Source organism: Pyramidobacter sp. YE332, assembly GCF_033060595.1.
Lineage (GTDB): Bacteria > Synergistota > Synergistia > Synergistales > Dethiosulfovibrionaceae > Pyramidobacter.
Genome location: NZ_CP133038.1, coordinates 243,695 through 262,697, shown reverse-complemented (window position 1 = coordinate 262,697; position 19,003 = coordinate 243,695). Strand labels below are relative to the sequence as shown.

The following is a 19,003-nucleotide window of genomic DNA, read 5'->3' as shown; positions in this document are numbered from 1 at the left end:
AAGAGGACGCGCGCTCTCCGGCGCGGAGCTGGCACTCTGGCTCCTGGCGGGGGCGGCGTCCTCCTTTTTGCGCTGTGGCCCGTGGCGGCGGTGCTGCGCGAAAGTTTGCTGGCGGACGGGCAGTGGTCGCTTTCGGCGTGGCGCGGGCTTTTGGGAAAAAACTGGCCGCTGGTGCTGAACAGCTTCGGCGTGGCCGCCGCCGTGACGGCGGTCACGCTGCCGCTGGCGTCGCTGCTGGCCGTGAAGCTGCTGTACGGCGCGGCGGCGGGACGCAAACTGCTGACGGCGGTGCTGGTGCTGTCGACGATCTCGCCGCCGTTCGTCGGTTCGATGTCGTATCTGATGCTCTTCGGACGCCGCGGGCTGATCACCTGGCGGCTGCTGGGGCTGGAATGGAATCCCTACGGCTTTCACGGCGTGGTGATGATGGAAGCGCTGTCGCAGCTGGGCGTCGCCACGCTGCTGGCGGCGGCGTCGTTCCATCAGGTGGACGGCGCTTTGGAGCGGGGCTCGCTCGATCTGGGCGCTTCGCCGCTGCGCACGCTGCTGGGCGTCAGCCTGCCGCTGGCGCGTCCCGGGCTGGCCGCCGCGGCGCTGATGGTCTTCGTGCGCTCGCTCTCCGATTTCGGCACGCCGCTGTTCGTGGGCGGGAGGTTTCAGGTGCTGGCGTCGAAGGCGTACAACACGCTGATCGGCGTCGGCGATTTCCCGCTGGCCTGCGCCATGAACGCGCTGCTGGTGCTGCCGTCGCTGCTGCTGTTGGCGGTGCGGCGCGAGGCGCGCGGGCGGAACTTTTCGCTGCGGCTGGCGGGAACGCGCTCGCTGCGCCTGCGCGGCCCGTCCGGCTGGCTGCCGGAAGCGGCGGCGTGGGGGTTCGTCGCTCTGGAAACGGCGGTCTACGGCCTGATCTTCGCCGGCAGCGTCACAAAGACGTGGGGAGCCGACTTCACGCTGACGACGGCGCATCTGCGCAGCCTGTGGAACTTCAGCGGCAACGGTTTCGCGCGCAGCCTGGCCTGTTCCGTTGCGGCGGGGCTGGGCGGCGCGGTGCTGGGAGCGGCGCTGGCGCGGCTGCTGGACCGCGCCCCCGAGGCGCTGCGGCGCGGCGCGCGCGTGCTGATCGAACTGCCCTACCTCGTGCCGGGAACGTTTTTCGGCGTGGGTTATCTGCTGGTGTCGTCGTCGCTACCGTGGGAGGTTCCCGCCGGCTTTTTGATCGCCATGAACTGCCTGTTCCGCCAGCTTTCGCCGTCGACGTGGTCGGCGCAGGCGGGATTGGCTCAAATCAATCCCGAGCTGGAACTGGCCGTGCGCGACCTCGGCGGCGGCCAGGGGCGCGTGCTGCGCGACATGCTACTGCCGCTGCTGCGTCCGTTTATGCTGGTGTCGTTCATCAACGCTTTCAGCGCCGCCATGACCAGTACGGGGCCGATCATCTTCCTGGTCAGCCCCTACGCGCGCGTGGCGGCGGTGGAGCTGTTCGAGTCGATCAACAGCGGCAAGTACGGCGACGCCTCGGCGATGGCCTCGCTGCTGATCGCGGCGATTTTGGCGGTCAACGCGCTGGCCTGGAAAATCAGCGAAAGGAGAGGTTGAATGCTTTCATTCGAGAACGTGTCGTTCAGTTACGGCGAAGCGAAAGCTCTCGACGGTTTGACGCTGGCGCTGGAAAAAAGCGAACTGCTGACGCTGCTGGGACCTTCGGGCTGCGGCAAGACGACGACGCTGCAGATCGCCGGCGGATTCCTGTTTCCCGATTCGGGGCGCGTCATGCTCGACGGGCGCGACGTTTCGGCGCTGCCGCCGGAGAAACGTCCTACGGCGACCGTGTTTCAGAGTCACGCGCTGTTTCCGCACCTGAGCGTGGAGGAAAACGTCGCCTACGGCCTGCGCGTGCGCGGAACGCCCCGCGCGGAGCGGCTGCGGCGCGCGGCGGAAATGTTGGAGCGCGTCGGTCTGGACGGCTATCAAAGGGCGCGCGTGCAGGAACTGTCGGGCGGCCAGCAGCAGCGCGTGGCTCTCGCCCGGGCGCTGATCCTCAGCCCGCGGGTGCTGCTGCTCGACGAACCGCTCTCGAGTCTCGACGCGCGGCTGCGCGTGCGCATGCGCGCCGAGATCCGTTCGCTGCAAAAGGCGTTCGGCATCACGGCGCTGTACGTCACGCACGACCAGGAGGAAGCGCTGTCGATCTCCGACCGCGTGGCGCTGATGCAGGGAGGGCGGCTCATGCAGGTGGGCACGCCCGAAGAAGTCTATTTTTCGCCGCGCAGCGATTTCGCCGCCGATTTTATCGGCGACGCGTTCCCCGTGATCCTGGAAGGGAAGCGCGAGCTGCTCCGCCCCGACCAGATCGCCATCGCGGAAGACGGTCCGCTGGTCGGAACGCTGGTCTCGCGCGCGTTCCTCGGCGCCTCGACGGACTGGATCATCGACTGGCAGGGGCAGACGCTGCGCGCCTCCATGCCCAGCGCCGCCGAACCGGCGCGCGAGATCGGCGGCGAAGTGCGCTTCGCGATCCTGCCGCCACGGAATCACGACGAATAAAAACCGCTTCAACCGTCGCTCCTTTTAAACGGATTTTTCATTTTTATATTTTCGTAAGATGCGCATAATGTTGAAAAAGGGACAGAAATTGATATATCTTATGGAAATCGCTCCCAAAAGTTCTATAATGTAAAAATCTTTGCCGCACGTCGGCTGCCCGACGCTGAAAAGCTCCTGCGGCGCGCTTGACAGTTATGTCTGCGAAATGCTATATTTTGATCATAGAAATCATAGAATGTTCACAGCAATTTTCAGAGCGAGAGAGGAGCAGGTTCCATGAATTCTACGCGCAACATCATGGCGCTCATCGAGACGCTGCTCGCCGACGGCGGCGAGCTCGGCGTCCGCGAGCTGGGGATGCGGACGGGTATTCCCAAGAGCACGGTCCAGCGTTTTCTGTCAGGAATGGAAGAGAACGGCTGGGTCGCGCAGGACAAGAGGACGCAGGGCTATCGGATCGGTTACAAGCTGCTCGGCCAGTCGAACGGCTGGGCGCTTCGTCTGGCGTTGGTCAACCAGTCCCAGGATCTGCTGAAGGCGTTGTGCAATCAGACCGGGCAAAGCGTGTCTCTGTGCACGCTCGACGGGTTCAGCGGTCTCAGCGTCGCCGCGTCTTTGCCCGAAGACGCGCCCGCGCTCGCGGGCCGTCGCGCGAAGCTGTTCGACCTGCACGCCGGCGCGGCGGGCAAGGCGCTGTTGGCTTTCGCGCCCGAGCCGCTGCAGAAGTACATCGTCTATTCCGAGCCGAAAAGCTACACGTCCGCGACGATCACCGGCTCCAAAGAGCTGCTGGCGGAGATCGAGAAGATCAGAGAGAAGCGTTATGCCGTCAGCGTCGAAGAGTTGGTGCCGGAAACCGCCGAAGCGGCGGCGCCGATCCTGAACCCCGATGGGACGGTCATGGCGGTGTTGGCCATCGGCGGCGCGAAAAATTCCGTGGTGCCGCAGTTCGAGGCGTTTCGCGGCGTCCTTCAGAAAGCCGCCGCCCGACTGCGAAAAAGTATCCTCGATTCGTGAACCGAAGAAATTTCCGGCGACAAAAAAATCCGGCGCTCCCGCACGACAGGAGCGCCGGATTTTTTTGTCGCCGATCAGACGGCCGCGGCTTCGAAGCGGCTGAGCACGCGCAGCATCCGCCGGGGCAGATGGCGCTTCCAGAACGCGGCGGCGCTGGCGATCCAGCCCTCGGCTTCCGTGCCGATGCCGAGGCCGAAGCCGTGTCCGAGATGCGGGTACTTGTGGAATTCCGTGTCGATGCCGCAGGCCGCCAGCGCGTCGAGACGCTTTTTCATCACCCGCCAGTCGCAGACGGGATCGTTTTCGCCCACGCAGACGTAGGTGGGCGGTTCCCGGCGGGTGTGATTGGTGTGCCCGGTGTACTGCAGCACCAGCGTGCCGGGGCGCGGCAGCTGCGCGCCGCCGAAACCGTGCGGCCCGTACGAGGCCAGATAGGCGGCGATATGGGCGCCGACCGAGCTGCCCCAGAGCGAATAACACTCCGTGCCGACGTTGAGCTCTTCCGCATGGGCGAAGATCTGCGTGATCGCCGCCGCCAGATCTTCGCAGGCGGCTTCGAGACTTTCGGTCCGATAGTGGAGCGTAAAGGCGTTGAATCCCATGCGGCTCAGCTCCAGCGCGTGCGGCAGGCTCTCGTGGAGCGACGCGACATATTGGAAGCTGCCTCCCGCGCAGATAACGGCAAACGGCGCTTTTTTGACGCCGCGGAAAGAGAACAGCCCCGTCTCCGCCTTGGCCGGATCCCTGCCTTTCTCTTCGTCGGAATAAAGGTCGTAGAAGATCTTCTCGCCGTTCTTTTCCCGCGCGAGCATGGAGTTGAGGACGTTCAACGTGACGTCGACGCTCAAATGCCTATGATAGGGGAACAGCGGCGCGATCTGCGCCAGCGTGCGTTTTTTGTCGGATTCGCTCAGACGCCCGGGAAAAAGGAGATGGCCATATCCCTTGAAATTTTCGTTTGCGATGACATCTGTGATTTTCGTTTCAGCGTTCATTTCCGCCCGACCTCCTTTGCCCGTGATCGGAGAATCCTTCCAAAAGAGAAAAACCGATCTTTTGAAAATGAAGAAGACAGCCTTGAAAGTATTTCTTTGTGATTAACTAATTTAATTCTATCATGGAGCGATCAGATTACCAAGCGGCGCGCAAGGAAAAATTGCTATAAAAAATAATAAAATTAAGAAATGATAGTTTTGAGCCAAAATGCCTCATTCCATGAGACGGGAAAACGCTCCGTGCATACAGAATAAATTATAGTTGCGGCGTGACGCGATGAAAACTGAATTTGAGACTTTTATTTCTGACGAATCAGATCCCCATTCCCTTCTTCTCCGAGAGAAACATGATGTGCTTTGTCTTATTTGATTCAAGTGACGTGATGAAGGGTCAGAGGCAAGATTTTATTTTAAACTCTTAAAATAAAAGTTGTGGATGGAGAAGATCTCCATAACTTCCCATGCCGGACGCGTTTTGTCCCCCCCATAAAAGGAGACGCGCCGCACTCGGCGCGTCTCTCTTTAATACTGCCGCTCGATTCTGTGATACCGATTTTCAATGAAAAGGCGTCATTGAAAACGCCGCGCCTCGTATTCCATCATCAGCGCAGTACGGCAGACTGTCGCGGGCGCTTTTTCAAAAATGTTCCACGTGGAACATTTTTGCGCTGAGGCGGCGGAAAACAAGCAGCCATGCCGATCTGCAAGATGCGGAACAGCATGGCCGAAAAAACAGTTTGCCTTTTTTCTACTTGGCGGGGCCGCCGAACGCGGGCAGTACGCCGCCGGCGTAGGCGCCGAGGATGTACTTGGAAACTTTGTCGCTCTGCAGGGCTTTGATCAGCGCCTGCACGTCGGCGTTGTTCTCGTTGCCGGCCTTGACGGCGATGACGTTGGCGTAGGGCGAATCGGCGCCTTCGACGAGCAGGGCGTCCTTGGCGGGGTTGAAACCGGCGGGCAGTGCGTAGTTGCCGTTGATCACGGCCGCGTCCACGTCGTCGAGCGAGCGCGGCAGCTGGGCCGCCTCGAGCGAACGGAACTTGAAGCCGTGTTTGTTCTCTTCGACGTCCAGCTCGGTGGCGGTGAGACCGCTGTCCGCCGCCAGCCTGATCAGTCCGGCGGACTGGAGCAGCAGCAGGGCGCGCCCGCAGTTGGTGGGATCGTTGGGGACGGCGATGAGCGCGCCGTCTTTGAGCCCTTCGAGCGTGGCGAACTTCTTCGAGAACAGCCCCATGGGTTCTACGTGGATGGTGGCGGCGGAGGCCAGATCGAGGCCGCGGTCTTTGCAGAAGCTCTGCAGGTAGGGCAGGTGCTGGAAGTAGTTGGCGTCGAGTTCGCCGTCGCTGAGCGCCAGGTTGGGCGTGACGTAGTCGGTGAACTCCACGATCTGCAGGTCGACGCCCTGGGCTTTGAGGTCGTCCCTGACCTGGGCGAGGATCTCGGCGTGAGGCGTGGGCGTGGCGCCGACGCGCAGCGTGCCGGCGAAGGACGCGCCGGCGAAGCACAGAGAAACGGTAAGAGCGAGAACACAGATTTTTTTCATTGCAGCAAAACCTCCCGAAAAATAAATTATCGATTCCGGCTCAGATTCCGGACGATTTTATTACCGAGCCATTGGATCCCTTGAACAATGGCGATAATAACGACGACGGCGGCGATCAGCACGTCGCTGCGGAAGCGGTGGAAGCCGTAGCGGATGGCCACGTCGCCCAGCCCGCCGCCGCCGATGGCCCCGGCCATGGCGGAGCTGCCGACGATGGCGATGACCGTCAGCGTCGCGCCCGCGGCCAGCGAGGGCAGCGCTTCGGGAATCATCACTTTCAGGACGATGGTCCTGACGTCGGCGCCCATGGCCTGCGCGGCTTCGATCACGCCGCGGTCCACTTCCTTGAGGGCGCTCTGCACGACGCGCCCCACGAACGGCGCGGCCGAGATCGACAGCGGCACGATGGCGGCCGTGGTGCCGATGGTGGTGCCCACGATCAGCCGCGAGAGCGGGAAGAGGATGATCATGAGGATGATGAACGGGAAGGAGCGAAAGACGTTGACGAAGACGTCGAGCGCTTTGCCGGCAAAGCGGCTTTCGCACAGGCCGCCCTTTTCGGTCAGCGTGAGGGCGATGCCCAGCGGCAGCCCCAGCAGGATCGCGAACAGACTCGACAGGCCGACCATGTAGAGCGTCTGCAGCGTCGGTCCGGCCAATAGGTCGAAGATTTTAGCCATTCCAGACCACCTCCACCTGCACGTTATGGGCGCGGATCATGTCCATCGCCGCGGCGATCACCTGCGGCGCGCCGCCGAACTGCACCGTGAGGGTGCCGACGCGCGACACGTAGAGGCTGTCGATAGCGCCGGCGAGAATGTTGACGTCGGCCCCCGTGGCCTTGATCGTCTGCGAGATCAGGGGCGCTTCCGCCGCCGAGCCGTCGAAGGTCAGCACCGCCACCGGCTTGCCGCTCTCGCGGGGCAGTCCCGCGCCTTCGTCGTAGCCGGTGCGCGGCAGTTTGGCGAGGAACTCGCGCGCCGTTTTCGAGCGCGGGTTCAGGAATATTTCTTTCACCGTTCCCTGCTCGACGATGCGCCCCGACTCGATGATGGCCACGCGCGAGCAGATCTCGCGGATGACGTTCATCTCGTGGGTGACGACGACGATCGTCAGCCCCATGAGACGGTTGATGCCGGCCAGCAGGCCGAGGATCGATTTGGTGGTGCGGGGATCGAGAGCGCTGGTGGCCTCGTCGGAGAGCAGCACGTGCGGCCGGTTCGCCAGCGCGCGGGCGATGGCGACGCGCTGCTTCTGCCCGCCAGAAAGCTGCGACGGGTAACTGCCGGCCTTGTCGGAAAGCTCGACGACGTCGAGCATTTCGGCGACGCGGTCTTTGATGTCTTTCGGCTTCCAGCCTTCCAGTTCCAGCGGAAAGGCGATGTTGCCCGCCACCGTTCGCGAGGCCAGCAGGTTGAAGTGCTGAAAGATCATGCCGATCTTGCGCCGCGCCAGCCGCAGTCCGCCCGCGTCGAGCGCCGTGATCTCCTGCCCGTCGATGGCGACCTGTCCGCCGCTGGGTTCTTCGAGGCGGTTGATCGTGCGCAGCAGCGTCGATTTGCCCGCGCCCGAGAGGCCGATGATGCCGAAGATCTCGCCGTCGGCGATGTCCAGGTCGATGCCCGACAGCGCCTCGACGGAACGGCCGTCGGGCGCGCGATAGATTTTTTTGATGCCGCGGAGCTGGATCATGATTTCACCTTCCTGAAAAGCGCGCGTCGTGCCGGGAAGAACGAAAAAGCCGCCCTGCGATGGCAAGGCGGCTCAAATCCCTCTTTGAGGCTTCCCCTCATCGCTGTCAGCAGGACCACCTTTCCCCGTGCGGGCAGGTTGGTGCAGGATCATCGAGCTGACTCTCTCCCCTGACTCTTGATAAAAGTTGCGCTGTTTGATTGACGGGTATGATAACACAATCTTCCGCGAAGCGCAAGAGAGCGCCGCGGATCCGGCCGACAGAACGTTTTCGCGGAAGAGTTTACAGCTCGAGAGATTCGCCGGGCCGCAGCACCGCGACCCTGCTGGCCGGCTCGCAGAGCGCCTTGAACGCCTGCGGATCCTGCCTGATGGCCGGGAACGTGTCGTAATGCATGGGCACGGTGATCTTCGCGCCGATGGCGCGGGCCGCGCGGGCCGCGTCGTCCGGCCCCATCGTGTAGAAATCGCCGATCGGCAGCAGCGCCGCGTCCAGTTTTTCCTCGGCCAGCAGCGCCATGTCGCCGTAAAAAGCCGTGTCGCCGGCGAAATAAACTTTTTTGCCGCCCATCTCGATCAGAAAGCCGCAGGCCAGCGCTCCCGGCAGGCCGCTGCCGTGGATCGCCTGAAGCAGCTTGACGCGCCCGAACGGCATCGGCCCCCAGCCGCCGATGTTGCCGAGACAGTTTTTCAGCCCCGCCTCCGTCAGCATGCCGCGCAGCTCGGCCACGCCGACCACCGTCGCCCCCGTGCGCCGGGCGATGTCCAGCGTGTCGCCGAGATGGTCGCCGTGACAGTGGCTGACGAGGATGAAGTCGGCGGGAACTTCGCCGGCTCTCGCGGCGGCAAGGTCGTTGCCACTCAGATAGGGATCGGTGAGCACGTGGTATTTTCCGTCGCACAGATCAAAACAGGCATGTCCCAAAAACGTCAGTCTCATGAAAATCGCTCCCTTCCATTTGGATCAGGCGTCGCATCCTGAACGAGCATTTCTACGGCTCTTCTCCTTGCGGCTCCAGCTGCGTACGTTCAGCATAGCATATTTTCGACGGAACTGTATCTTTGATGTTTAGATAACGGTAACTCTGTTAACGGAGACGATAAAACCGGTTGAGCGATCCTTCCAAGGTAGCGCGTCCTCTTCATGGCGGTCTACGTTTATTCGCTGCGAACGCGCAGTCCTTCGTTGCTTTTCAGCGACGTGGCCGACAGCATCAAATGGACTTTCATGAGCTGCTCCGCCTTGTCGGAGTCGTGCGCCAGCAGCGCCTTGAGCAGGGCGCGGTGCTCGTCGAGACTGGGGTTGGTGCTCATGTCGAAGAACGAATCGTAAAAGATCATGTACACGCAGGTGCGCGCCAGCAGATTGCCGACGAACTCCGCCAGCACGGCGTTGCCGGAACACTCCGCCAGCGTGCGGTGAAAACGGTTGTTCACGTCGAGATAGGCCTCGAAATTGCGGGCGGCGAAAATCTGCTCTTCTTCGTCGATCGTCTGCTGAAGCGTGTTCGCCTGCGCGCCCGTGATGTTGAGAGCCGCCTTGCGCGCCGCCAGACACTCCAAATATTCGCGCAGCTCGTAGGTATCCATGATTTCTTTCTTGGTCGGATTGGCCAGACGGGCGCCGGCGTTGGGGATCAGCGTCGCCAATCCCTCGGCGGTGAGGCGGCGGATCGCCTCGCGCACGGGCGTGCGGCTGACGTCGAGCTCCTGGGCGATCGCCTCCTCGGTGAGCCGGTCGCCGGGCTGGCGCTTTTTGGCGAAGATCTGGGCGCGCAGATGTCGGTAGACGAAATCCGCGGCAGTCGGGGCGTAAGCTTCCGGTTCTTTCATTTTCAGAGCCTCCTGCAAGCTGGGCTGAATGGACGGTCGGCCGTTGACTCCCGTCGCTGTCGGAACGATCTTCACAATTATACACCACATCGCCGCGAGCCGTTTCTGTGCGGATTTTTCGAGATATATCGCAGCTAAATTTTTGCAAAATACGATTTTTGCATTTTATTGCTGTAATTTTGTCTCATCGGATGGGAACAAATGAGTGATTTTGGGCAGATGAAAAAACGCAAAGACGTATACAATACTGAATTATAATAAATATCCGACGAGACAGAATTTTGCGTCGATTGCTTATGTGATGTCGGCTGAAATTCGTATGCGTTTTCTGCAGGACCAAAACAGAAAATCGAAGGAAAGGCGGGGCGCAGAATATGAAAAGCCTTGTGATTCGCGGCAAGATCTGGACGGGATGCAAAGACCGCCCTTGGGCCGAGGCGACGGCAGTCGAGAACGGTCGTTTCGTTTACGTGGGCGATTGGGCCAGCGCTCGCGCTGCCTGTCCCGGCGCAGACGTGGAGGATTATGGCGCCAACATGGTCATGCCCGGCATGAGCGACGGGCATCTGCATCTGACCGCTTTTGCCCGTCAACGTCTCTACGTCGACCTGCTGTCGGTCAAATCTCTTGCGGAAGCCGGCGAGATGCTTCGCAAAAAAGCGGCGCAGCTCAAGCCCGGCGCATGGATCCGCGCCATTAACTTCAACGAGATGGCCTGGGCCGACACGACGCCGCCGACGCGGGAATGGCTTGACTCTTTCAACTTCGACCATCCCGTCGTGATGAGCCGTTACTGCGGCCATCGCCACATCGCCAACACCCGCGCCATGAAGGAAAGCGGCCTGTGGAACAGCGCCGATCCTTACGTGCTGAGCGACGAAAGGGGCGAAGTCACCGGCGTCATGACCGAAGGCGGCGCAGCTCCCATCATCGAAGCGGTGGCAGCGGAATACGAGACGCCGCAAAAGCTTACGGACGCGATGGAGGAAGCCGCGCTGTGCATGGCCTCTCGGGGCGTCACGTGCGGGCATGCCTGCGACGCGCCCAAATACGCTCTCGGCGAGGAAATCTTCACCTGGCAGAATCTGTACGAGCGGGGCAAACTGCCCGTGCGCGTGATCTGCTATCACGACCGGCTGCCGGAGTTCACCTTCCGCTCCGGCATCGGCAACGATCAGATCATGTACGGCGGCCTGAAGATCTTCATGGACGGCACGCTGGGCGGACACACCTGCGCCATGCGCGAGCCCTTCGACGACATGCCCGGGAGCCGCGGCGTACCCAATCACACCGACGAAGAGCTTGATCGGCTGATCCGCGCGGCTCACCGCCGCGGCATTCAGGTGCAGGCGCACATGATCGGCGACGCGGCCGTCGAACAGGCCGCCGGCGCCGTGGAACGCGTCATCGGGGAAGAGGGACGGCCGCGACTGCCGTATCGCTTCGTGCACGTGATCTGCTGTCCCAAAGACCTGCGCGAACGACTCGCCCGCCTTGGCGTCGTGCTCGACCTGCAGCCTTGTCAATGCTACACCGATCGCGTCATGGCGCCGTTGCGCCTCGGCGCGCAGCGCGCCCTCGACGCGTATCCCTTCCGCGCGCTCTGGGACACGGGGTTGCTTGTCGTGGGCAGCACCGACGCGCCGATGGAACTGGAGAACATGTGGATCGGCATCTGGAATGCAGTGTGCCGCTGCGACGACGACGGCTCGCCGCTCAAGTACGATCCCTCGCAGACGCTGACGCTGGACGAAGCCCTGACGGCCTATACGATCAATCCGTGGCGCGCCGTCGGCAGAGGAAACGAGTTCGGTCGCATCCATCCCGGCTATCGCACCGACTTCACCGTGACCGACGGCAATCCTTTTGAAAAGCCTGCCATGGAACTGCGCCGCACGACGCATCTGGCCACGTATCTGGAGGGAAGAAAGGTTTGGTCGCGCTGAAAATTTTTGCGCCGGAGCGGATGTTCCACGTGGAACATCCGCTCCGGCGCAGAGGCTGAAAGCCGCGCTACGGCTCGGTTAACGGGGTGTTTTACCGGGCATCCGCGAGACGCTCGTATGCGAATTTGAAATCGTGAAGGAGGAAACAACGATGTTGGAAGAAGAAAAGAGAGTTCCGCACGAAACAAAACGCGAAGCGACGCTGGGAGCGGCGCTTCTGCTGATCGCCCTGATCACGGCCGTCGTCTCGCTGGCAACGCTGAAATACGGCGTCGACGTGCACGTGCCCATCGCCATGCTGGCCATGGTAGTGGCTCTGGTCGACTGCTGGTGGCTGAAGCTGAAATACGACGACGTCATGCAGGCGGCGCTGAACAGCATTATGGCCTCGCTGCCCTCGTGCATGATCTTGATGCTCGTCGGCATTCTCATTGGCATCTGGATGCGTGCCGGCATCATCCCCGGCCTGATCTATCACGGTCTGGACATCCTCAGCCCCGCGTACTTCCCGCTGGCCACCATGGTGATCTGTTCGATCATCGCTCTCTGCACCGGTTCTTCGTGGTCCACCGAGGCAACGATCGGCGTCGCGCTGATGGGCATCGGCAACGGGTTGGGCGTCCCCGCCGCCATGACCGCCGGCTGCGTGGTCTCGGGAGCCTACTTCGGCGACAAAATGTCGCCCCTTTCGGATACCACGAATCTGGCTCCGGCCGTGGCCGGAAACGACCTGTTCGATCACATCCGCGCCATGCTCTGGACCACTCTGCCGACACTGCTGATCTGCTTCGCCGTGTACATCTTCTGGGGGCGCGGTTTTGCCGGTCAGACGCTGGATGCCGAGCGCATCAAGGCCATCCAGACCATGATCGCCGCCGAGTTCAACGTGAGCTGGCTCTGCGTCGTGCCGCCGCTTGTGGTTATCGTCGCTTCGGCGCTGAGAGTCCCCGCCATGCCCGGCATCTGCCTCGGTATTCTCGTGTCCGTCATCATGGCCTTTACCCAGGGCGTTTCCATCGGCGAGATCTGGTCCCTTGGGCAGAGCGGCTACAAACCTCAGCTGACGGCTCAGGTCGCCGGCGCCGCTGACATGACGGCCGTTGCCGGGCTCCTGGCCGAAAGGGGGATCACGCTTGCGCCCGAACTGGCCAAGGACGTGTCCGCCATGATCTCTCGTCTTGTGGGGCGCGGCGGCATGTTCCCGATGATGTGGTCCGTCGAGCTGGCTATCGCCGCGATGGCCATGGGAGGTTTTCTTGAAGCGGGCGGTTTCCTGCGCGTTCTGCTCAGCGCCATCACTCGCGGCGTGCGCCGTGCCGGCGGCCTGATCGCCACGACGATCGCCTCCTGTTTTATCGGCAATCTGCTGACAGGCAGCCAGTATCTTTCCATCATCATCCCCGGGCGCATGTTCAAGGAAAAATTCGCGGAGAGCGGGCTCGCACCCCGCATGCTTTCCCGTTCGCTGGAAGACTGCGGCACGCTGACTTCCGTGCTGATCCCATGGAACGTCTGCGCCGGTTACGCGGCGGGCGTCCTCGGCGTCGCCACGCTCGATTACGCTCCTTATGCCCTCTTGAATTGGCTCTGCCCGTTCGTCGCGATCGCCATCATCTACCTCGGTATCGGCGTATTCTGGCGCCAGCCCGACGGCTCCATCAAACGCGAACGCCGTACGCTGATCAACGCCAGAGCAGCCGAATAATATCCTGCATTGAAAGTTTGACTTTGTTACATTCCGAGGGCAATTTCACACTAACTCCCGATAAAAAACGACGAACGAGTTGGAAGGCAACTCGTTCGTCGTTTGAGTCAAAAAGCTACACCACGAAGCGGCGCGGTAGACGTTCAGCCGGTTGCTTTTTGGGACGTCCTCGCGGCGACGCGCGCGTCTCCCCGCGCTCGTCACAGCTCGAACTTTTTGCCCGTTTCCCGGCGTGCCTGCAGACCGGACGTTTCCAGAATGATTTCCGCGACGTTGGTGGCGTGGTCGCCGATGCGCTCCATGTTGCTGACCAGGTCGATGAAGAGTACGCCGGACGAGGGCGTACAGGTCCCGTCGTTGAGGCGCTGCATGTGCATGTGCCGCAGTTGCTTCTCCATGGCGTCGACCCGGTCTTCCATCGTCACCGACACCTCGCGGGCCAGTTCGACGTTCTCCGCGCGCAGGGCTTCGAGCGCCTTCTGCACCATCTCGCGGACCAGAGCCATCATGGCGGAAAACTCCTGGACGGCCGACGGCGAAAATTCGAGATTGTGGTCCTGAAGGTATTCGTAAAGCTCCATCATGTTCTGGGCATGGTCGCCGATGCGCTCGATGTCGCTGGAGCCGTTGACGAGAGATTCGAGCAGCGAGGAAAGATGATCGGAGATGTGGCGCTGCCAGAGCTTAGCGGCGAAAGAGGCGACGCGCCGCGTCAGGTCGTTGAGGCCGTCCTCCACTTGGTTCAGCTTGGCTGCGGCGGACGGGTCCTTAGCGGCGAAGGCCTGCTTTACCAGGTCGAGCATTTCCAGCGCCATGCCGCCCATGTTCAGCAGTTCATTGCGCACCGCCGTAAGCGCGGCGGCCGGCGACGTGTTCAGCAGGCTCTCGTTCAGATAACGGGCGCCGGTGTAAACTTTTTCATCCCTGACCGGAAGCAGTTTCTGGATTAGCCGGGCGAGCAGGCTCACAAAGGGCAGCTGGAACATGGTGTTGACGACGTTGAAGAGCGTATGGGCGTTGGCCAGCTGACGGGCGATATTCCCGGACGTGTGCGAGATCAGCGCCGAGTAAGGGACAAGCAGCGGCAGGAAGATGGCCACGCCGAGCAGATTGAAGAGCACGTGTCCCGCCGCCGCCTGCTTGGCCGAGCGGCTCGATCCCAGTGCGGCGATGACGGCGGTGATCGTCGTGCCAAGATTGTCGCCCAGCAGGATGGCGATGGCCGACTGGAGCGGCAGCAGTCCCTGCACGGCCATGGCGATCGTCAGGCCGACGGTGGCCGAACTTGACTGCACGGCCATGGTCAGCAGCGTACCGGCAGCCACGCAGAGCAGCGGCCGAGAGGCGAAGCTGAGGAAAAACTGTTTGTTGGCGGCGAGAAAGCCGAGCGCGTGCTCCATCGTGTTCATGCCGATGAAAAGCAGGCCGAAGCCGAAGATGCCGTTGCCGACGTAGCGGCGCTTTTTGGAATGGCCGAACACCGCCAACAGCATGCCGATGCCCAGCAGCGGCAGCGCCAGCTCTTTCATGTTGAAAGCGACCAGCTGCGCCGTGACGGTGGTGCCGATGTTGGCTCCCATGATCACGCCGAGCGCCTGTTTCAGCGTCATCATCCCCGCCTGCACGAAGCTCACCGACATGATCGTCGTGGCGGCGCTCGACTGGATCACCATCGTCACCAGCGTGCCGACCAGCGCGCCTTTCAGCGGCGTACTCGTCAGCGACGCGATGAGCGTGCGCATGCGGTCGCCCGTCAAGTCCTGCAGGGCGTCGCCCATCAGTTTGATGCCGTACAGAAACAGCCCGACGCCGCCCATGATCTGGAACAAAGTGCTCAGATTCATTCGTTCCCCCCGTTTCTCATGAAAAGCCGTCCCTTCGATGAAGCAGACGTTTCTTCGCTTCAAGGTGCCGATGGGAACCCCGTGGCGAAAACGTTATTTTTTCCCCGATCCCGAGGCGGAAAACTCCGGCGGCAGCGGTTTCAGCGTCGCCTTGAAGGTGCCGTCGTCGTTATAACAGCTGGCGACGCGGATCGCGCGGTCAACGATGCGGTAGGAGAGCCCTTCGAGCTCGCGGCGCAGTTCGTCGGGGATCAGCGCGTTGGAAGTCCACGAAAGTTCGACGCCGCGGTTCCACAGCCGATAATGAAGCGTGGCGCCGCGCCGGAGATGACCGCCCACGCGGGCGCTGATCACGTCGAAGAGGGCCAGGTCGAAGCGCTTCAACACCGCCGTGAGCACGACGCCGGGAGCAAGGCGCTCCTGCGGTTCGTCCACGCCGATCACGTAGAAACCCTCTTCGATGGCGGCTTCGACGACGCCGTTCCCCGACAACCCCGCCGCCTGGAAGATCACCTGTGCGCCCTCGTCATGCATGGCGCGGGCAATGGCCTTCGCTTTTTGAGGGGAGTTCCAGGACTGGACGCTCCGTTTCAGCAGCGTCGTCCGTCCGTCGGCGTCCTTGGCCCCCTGCTCAAAGCCGAGCAGAAAATCCAGCATCGCCGGCGTTTTTTCGCCGCGCTCGCCGAGGATGATGCCGATCTTCCGGGAATTTCGGCGCGCCGCCAGACGGACGGCCAGCACGCCGGCCAGATAACTGGCTTCGCTCTGGTGGAACAGCACCGACGAGACCCCGGGATTGACGGATTTCGCGTCGAACAGCACGAAATCGGCGCTTTCGTGCGCGCGGGCCGCCCTGTCGACCGCTTCGGCGAGAGGACTGCCGACGGCGAGCACCAGCCGGTTCCGCCGGGCGGCCTCCGCGACAGTCGACTCGTATTCGGCGCTGTTGTAGTTGCAGAGATAGCTGGTGATCTTAACGTCCAGTTCCGATCGGGCGCGCTTGATACCGCTCAACGACGAACGGAACATCGAGTCCTCGGGACCGCAGGAAAAAACGACTCCGATCGGCAGAGGGCGGCGCGCCTGAAGCGGCGCGGCGCTCACTGACCATACGGCCAGCAGCAGTAAAACGCGAAGGAAACGCATCACATCCCGCCTTTCAAAAAAATGCCGGAAGCTCTCGGACTTCCGGCATTTTGCGGCCGGAAGACAACGGCCTCCCGACCGAAACGATCTAAAGGAAAAGTTCCCGCGCGCAGACCAGCGCGAACGCCAGGATCGCCGTGCCGCAGGCGAAACTGGCCGCGTCCTTGGCGGCTTTGGCCAACGGATGCCGTTCCGGCGTGCAGAGATCCACCGTCTTTTCGATGCCGGTGTTGAGCGCTTCCGCGACCAGCACCAGCAGCCCCCAGGGCAGCGCGGCGCCGAGGGCGGAAAGGCCGCGCCGCCAGCACACGACCGACAGCGCGGCAAGCAGCATGACCAGCTCCTGACGGAACGCGGCTTCCTTGAGCAGCACGAGAAAGCCGCTCCAGGAATACGCCAGCGCTTTGAAAAAATGTCTCATCACACCACGTCCTGAAAGATTCTGCCGCGGAGCGGAACGCCGTTCCGCGTTTTTTTATTCCCTATTCGGGAGTGAAAATACTCTCGATGTATTTCTGTTCCTGATCGAGCTGAAGCTGAATCAGAGCCCACTTCTGCTCTTCGGGGCTCATCTTGCGGAACTCCGCCCAATCGTCGTCCTCGATGATCTCTTCGTCTTCCGCCGGAGGCAGCGCTTCGTCGCGGAGCAGCTCCAGCTCGTCCTTGGAAAGCTCTCGTTTGTCCTTCATGAACTCTTCTCCCCCTTCACTGGTATGATCAGGCATCGGGGCCAAGTTCCCCCTTGGCGACAACGGCGGTGTTCCCGCCCAGAGCGGCGCGGAAGCGCGTCTCGTCAAGCCGTTCGAAAGCGACGCGGTTCGTGCCGCCGGGATTGTGCACCTCGATCGGGCCGTCCATGCCGAACAGCAGACTGGCCGACAGCGCCGCCGCCACGCCGCCCGTGCCGCAGGAATCGGTGAGGTCCTCGACGCCGCGCTCGTAGGTGACGGCCGTCAGCTCGCCGCGTCCGACGGGGCGCGCGAAGTTCACGTTGCAGCCCTGCGGGAACAGCGACGCGTCCGCACGAAACGCGCGGCCGATACGCCGGCAGTCCTCGCGGCTCAGCTCCTCCGATGCGAACAGCACGAGATGGGGCACGCCCACCCACAGAAAACAGCTGCGGAACGTCGCACCGTCCATCGTCAGCGGCCGGTCGATCCAGCCCGGCGCGAACGACTGCTCGCCCAGGTCGATCTCGGCGAAGCTGCCCTCGACGCGCGCGCGCATCACGCCCGCCAGCGTCTCGAACGTCATTTCGGCCGGCGCGACGCCGCGCTCGCAGGCGAAGCGCGCGATACAGCGCGCGCCGTTGCCGCACATTTCGGCCTCCGATCCGTCGGCGTTGAACAGCCTCATGCGGAAATGCGCGTTCGCGGACGGCTCCACGATCAGCAGCCCGTCGGCGCCGATGGAGGCGCGGCGGCGGCAGAGGCGTCGCGCCAGTTTCGCCAGCTCGGCCGACGATTTCTGCGCGGCCAGCATGTCGAGCGTGATGAAATCGTTGCCGTTGCCGTTGATCTTCCAAAACTCCATGCTCATTCCTCCGCGAGGCGCTTTATTTTTCCATTCTCATTTTACCTCAAGCGGCGCGCTCTGTCCAAAACTTTCCGTTTCGCTCCGCGACGTCTCGTTTTCCTCCTCTGGACAAAGGAAATCCAGTAATATATAATATGGTCAGCTTTGGTTAGACGATAAAAGAATCGCTCTGACCAGTGGAGGTGTCCGGCTATGAGCGTAGCCTACAAAGACTATTACGAAATTCTCGGCGTGTCCAAGACCGCCACGGAACAGGAAATAAAGAGCGCGTACCGCAAGCTGGCGAAGAAGTACCATCCCGACGTGAACAAGACCCCCGGCGCGGAGCGGAAGTACAAGGACGTGAACGAAGCGTACGAAGTGCTGCACGATCCGGAAAAGCGCCAGAAGTACGACGCCCTCGGCCCCAACTGGGAAGCCGCGCAGCAGTTCGGCGGACAGGGCGGCGGTTTCCAGGGCTTCGGCGGATTCCCCGGCGGCGGCGTGCACATGGAGTTCGGCGACGGCGGCGGCTTCAGCGAGTTCTTCCAGACCATCTTCGGCAACATGGGTGGCCCCGCGCGGGGCTTCAGCGCCAGCGACCTCTTCGGCGGCCGCGGCCGCGCGGCCCGCGGCGAAGACAGCGAAGTGCGGATCACGCTTTCGCTGGCCGACGTGATGGCCGCGCCGCTGAAACGGAACATGACCCTCAGCGGCGCAGCGGGGCCCCGTACCATCGAGGTGAACCTGCCCCGCGGCATCCGCGAAGGCTCGCGCCTGAAACTGCGCGGCCAGGGCGCGCCCGGCCGGGGCGGAGGCGAGAACGGCGATCTCTACGTCGTCGTTCACATCGAGACGGACAGCCGCTTCGAGATCAGCGGCTACGACCTCGTCACCGCCGTGACCGTGGCGCCGTGGGACGCCGTGCTCGGCGGGACCGTAAGCGTGCCGTCTCCCGAAGGCGCGCTGAAAGTGAAAGTTCCCGCCGGCTCCCAGTCGGGAACCCGCCTGCGGCTGCACGGCAAGGGACTGCCCATGCGCGGCGGCAGCCTGCGCGGCGACCTTTACGCCGTGATCGGGATCAGCGTGCCGCAGAACGTCTCTTCCCGCGAACGGGAACTGTGGGAACAGATCAGGGCGCTGCACGCCTGACGCTCGCTTTTCTGCGGCGAAGGGAGTCGGGCGAACGACATCTGCCGGAGGCGCGGGGGATTTTATACGTT

General features: G+C 62.4%; 17 protein-coding genes and 1 riboswitch. Of the genes, 6 read left to right on the top strand and 11 right to left on the bottom strand.

Annotated elements, in window-relative coordinates:
* The first annotated feature begins 90 nt into the window (after positions 1–90).
* From RAH42_RS01255 to RAH42_RS01245, 3 genes are all read left to right on the top strand, one after another.
* Positions 91–1,596 carry an iron ABC transporter permease gene (locus RAH42_RS01255; RefSeq protein ID WP_317539777.1) on the top strand — a complete coding sequence of 502 codons (1,506 nt, stop codon included), beginning with the start codon at positions 91–93 and terminating at the stop codon, positions 1,594–1,596.
* Positions 1,597–2,544, top strand: a complete 948-nt coding sequence (locus RAH42_RS01250) for an ABC transporter ATP-binding protein (protein ID WP_078015296.1) — start codon at positions 1,597–1,599, stop codon at positions 2,542–2,544.
* Positions 2,545–2,820: 276 nt separating this feature from the next.
* Positions 2,821–3,561, top strand: coding sequence for an IclR family transcriptional regulator (locus RAH42_RS01245; protein ID WP_078015295.1), 741 nt, complete (start codon positions 2,821–2,823; stop codon positions 3,559–3,561).
* Positions 3,562–3,635: 74 nt separating this feature from the next.
* Here the strand turns inward: RAH42_RS01245 and RAH42_RS01240 are convergent, their stop codons facing one another.
* The 6 genes from RAH42_RS01240 to RAH42_RS01215 all read right to left on the bottom strand — a co-directional run bounded on the left by RAH42_RS01240 (position 3,636) and on the right by RAH42_RS01215 (position 9,624).
* A complete protein-coding gene (locus RAH42_RS01240) occupies positions 3,636–4,556 on the bottom strand; it encodes an alpha/beta hydrolase (RefSeq protein ID WP_078015294.1) in 921 nt (306 codons plus the stop codon).
* 748 nt (positions 4,557–5,304) lie between these two features.
* Positions 5,305–6,099 (bottom strand): MetQ/NlpA family ABC transporter substrate-binding protein, encoded by a 795-nt coding sequence (locus RAH42_RS01235; RefSeq protein WP_078015293.1) that lies wholly within the window; start codon positions 6,097–6,099, stop codon positions 5,305–5,307.
* Between the two features lie 26 nt (positions 6,100–6,125).
* Positions 6,126–6,779 (bottom strand): methionine ABC transporter permease, encoded by a 654-nt coding sequence (locus RAH42_RS01230; RefSeq protein ID WP_078015292.1) that lies wholly within the window; start codon positions 6,777–6,779, stop codon positions 6,126–6,128.
* Complete coding sequence (locus RAH42_RS01225; protein ID WP_317539776.1) at positions 6,772–7,791, bottom strand: ATP-binding cassette domain-containing protein; 1,020 nt, start codon at positions 7,789–7,791, stop codon at positions 6,772–6,774. The genes RAH42_RS01230 and RAH42_RS01225 overlap by 8 nt, the downstream gene beginning before the upstream one ends.
* Positions 7,792–7,885: 94 nt before the next feature.
* Positions 7,886–7,978, bottom strand: a riboswitch (SAM riboswitch).
* Between the two features lie 96 nt (positions 7,979–8,074).
* Positions 8,075–8,731 carry a metal-dependent hydrolase gene (locus RAH42_RS01220; RefSeq protein WP_078015291.1) on the bottom strand — a complete coding sequence of 219 codons (657 nt, stop codon included), beginning with the start codon at positions 8,729–8,731 and terminating at the stop codon, positions 8,075–8,077.
* A 218-nt stretch (positions 8,732–8,949) separates the two neighbouring features.
* A complete protein-coding gene (locus RAH42_RS01215) occupies positions 8,950–9,624 on the bottom strand; it encodes a GntR family transcriptional regulator (RefSeq protein WP_078015290.1) in 675 nt (224 codons plus the stop codon).
* A 374-nt stretch (positions 9,625–9,998) separates the two neighbouring features.
* On the opposite strand from RAH42_RS01215, the gene RAH42_RS01210 reads away from it, so the two are divergent.
* Both RAH42_RS01210 and nhaC read left to right on the top strand, forming a co-directional pair.
* Positions 9,999–11,570 carry an amidohydrolase gene (locus RAH42_RS01210; protein ID WP_317539775.1) on the top strand — a complete coding sequence of 524 codons (1,572 nt, stop codon included), beginning with the start codon at positions 9,999–10,001 and terminating at the stop codon, positions 11,568–11,570.
* Positions 11,571–11,721: 151 nt separating this feature from the next.
* The gene (nhaC, locus tag RAH42_RS01205; protein ID WP_078015288.1) at positions 11,722–13,275 is read left to right on the top strand and encodes a Na+/H+ antiporter NhaC; all 1,554 of its coding nucleotides are present in this window, start codon (positions 11,722–11,724) and stop codon (positions 13,273–13,275) included.
* A 200-nt stretch (positions 13,276–13,475) separates the two neighbouring features.
* Here the strand turns inward: nhaC and RAH42_RS01200 are convergent, their stop codons facing one another.
* The 5 genes from RAH42_RS01200 to dapF form a co-directional block, all read right to left on the bottom strand.
* The gene (locus tag RAH42_RS01200; protein WP_078015287.1) at positions 13,476–15,119 is read right to left on the bottom strand and encodes a Na/Pi cotransporter family protein; all 1,644 of its coding nucleotides are present in this window, start codon (positions 15,117–15,119) and stop codon (positions 13,476–13,478) included.
* Between the two features lie 93 nt (positions 15,120–15,212).
* On the bottom strand, positions 15,213–16,265 hold the full coding sequence (locus RAH42_RS01195; RefSeq protein WP_317539774.1) for a BMP family ABC transporter substrate-binding protein: 1,053 nt from the start codon (positions 16,263–16,265) through the stop codon (positions 15,213–15,215).
* 88 nt (positions 16,266–16,353) lie between these two features.
* Positions 16,354–16,686, bottom strand: a complete 333-nt coding sequence (locus RAH42_RS01190; protein ID WP_078015285.1) for a diacylglycerol kinase — start codon at positions 16,684–16,686, stop codon at positions 16,354–16,356.
* A 61-nt stretch (positions 16,687–16,747) separates the two neighbouring features.
* Positions 16,748–16,954 (bottom strand): flagellar assembly protein FliH, encoded by a 207-nt coding sequence (locus RAH42_RS01185; protein ID WP_078015284.1) that lies wholly within the window; start codon positions 16,952–16,954, stop codon positions 16,748–16,750.
* A gap of 28 nt (positions 16,955–16,982) precedes the next feature.
* Positions 16,983–17,798: a diaminopimelate epimerase gene (dapF, locus tag RAH42_RS01180; RefSeq protein ID WP_078015283.1), complete on the bottom strand. Its 816-nt coding sequence runs from the start codon at positions 17,796–17,798 to the stop codon at positions 16,983–16,985.
* Between the two features lie 195 nt (positions 17,799–17,993).
* Between dapF and RAH42_RS01175 the strand changes: the two genes are divergently transcribed.
* A complete protein-coding gene (locus tag RAH42_RS01175; protein WP_078015282.1) occupies positions 17,994–18,932 on the top strand; it encodes a DnaJ C-terminal domain-containing protein in 939 nt (312 codons plus the stop codon).
* Positions 18,933–19,003: the final 71 nt, after the last annotated feature.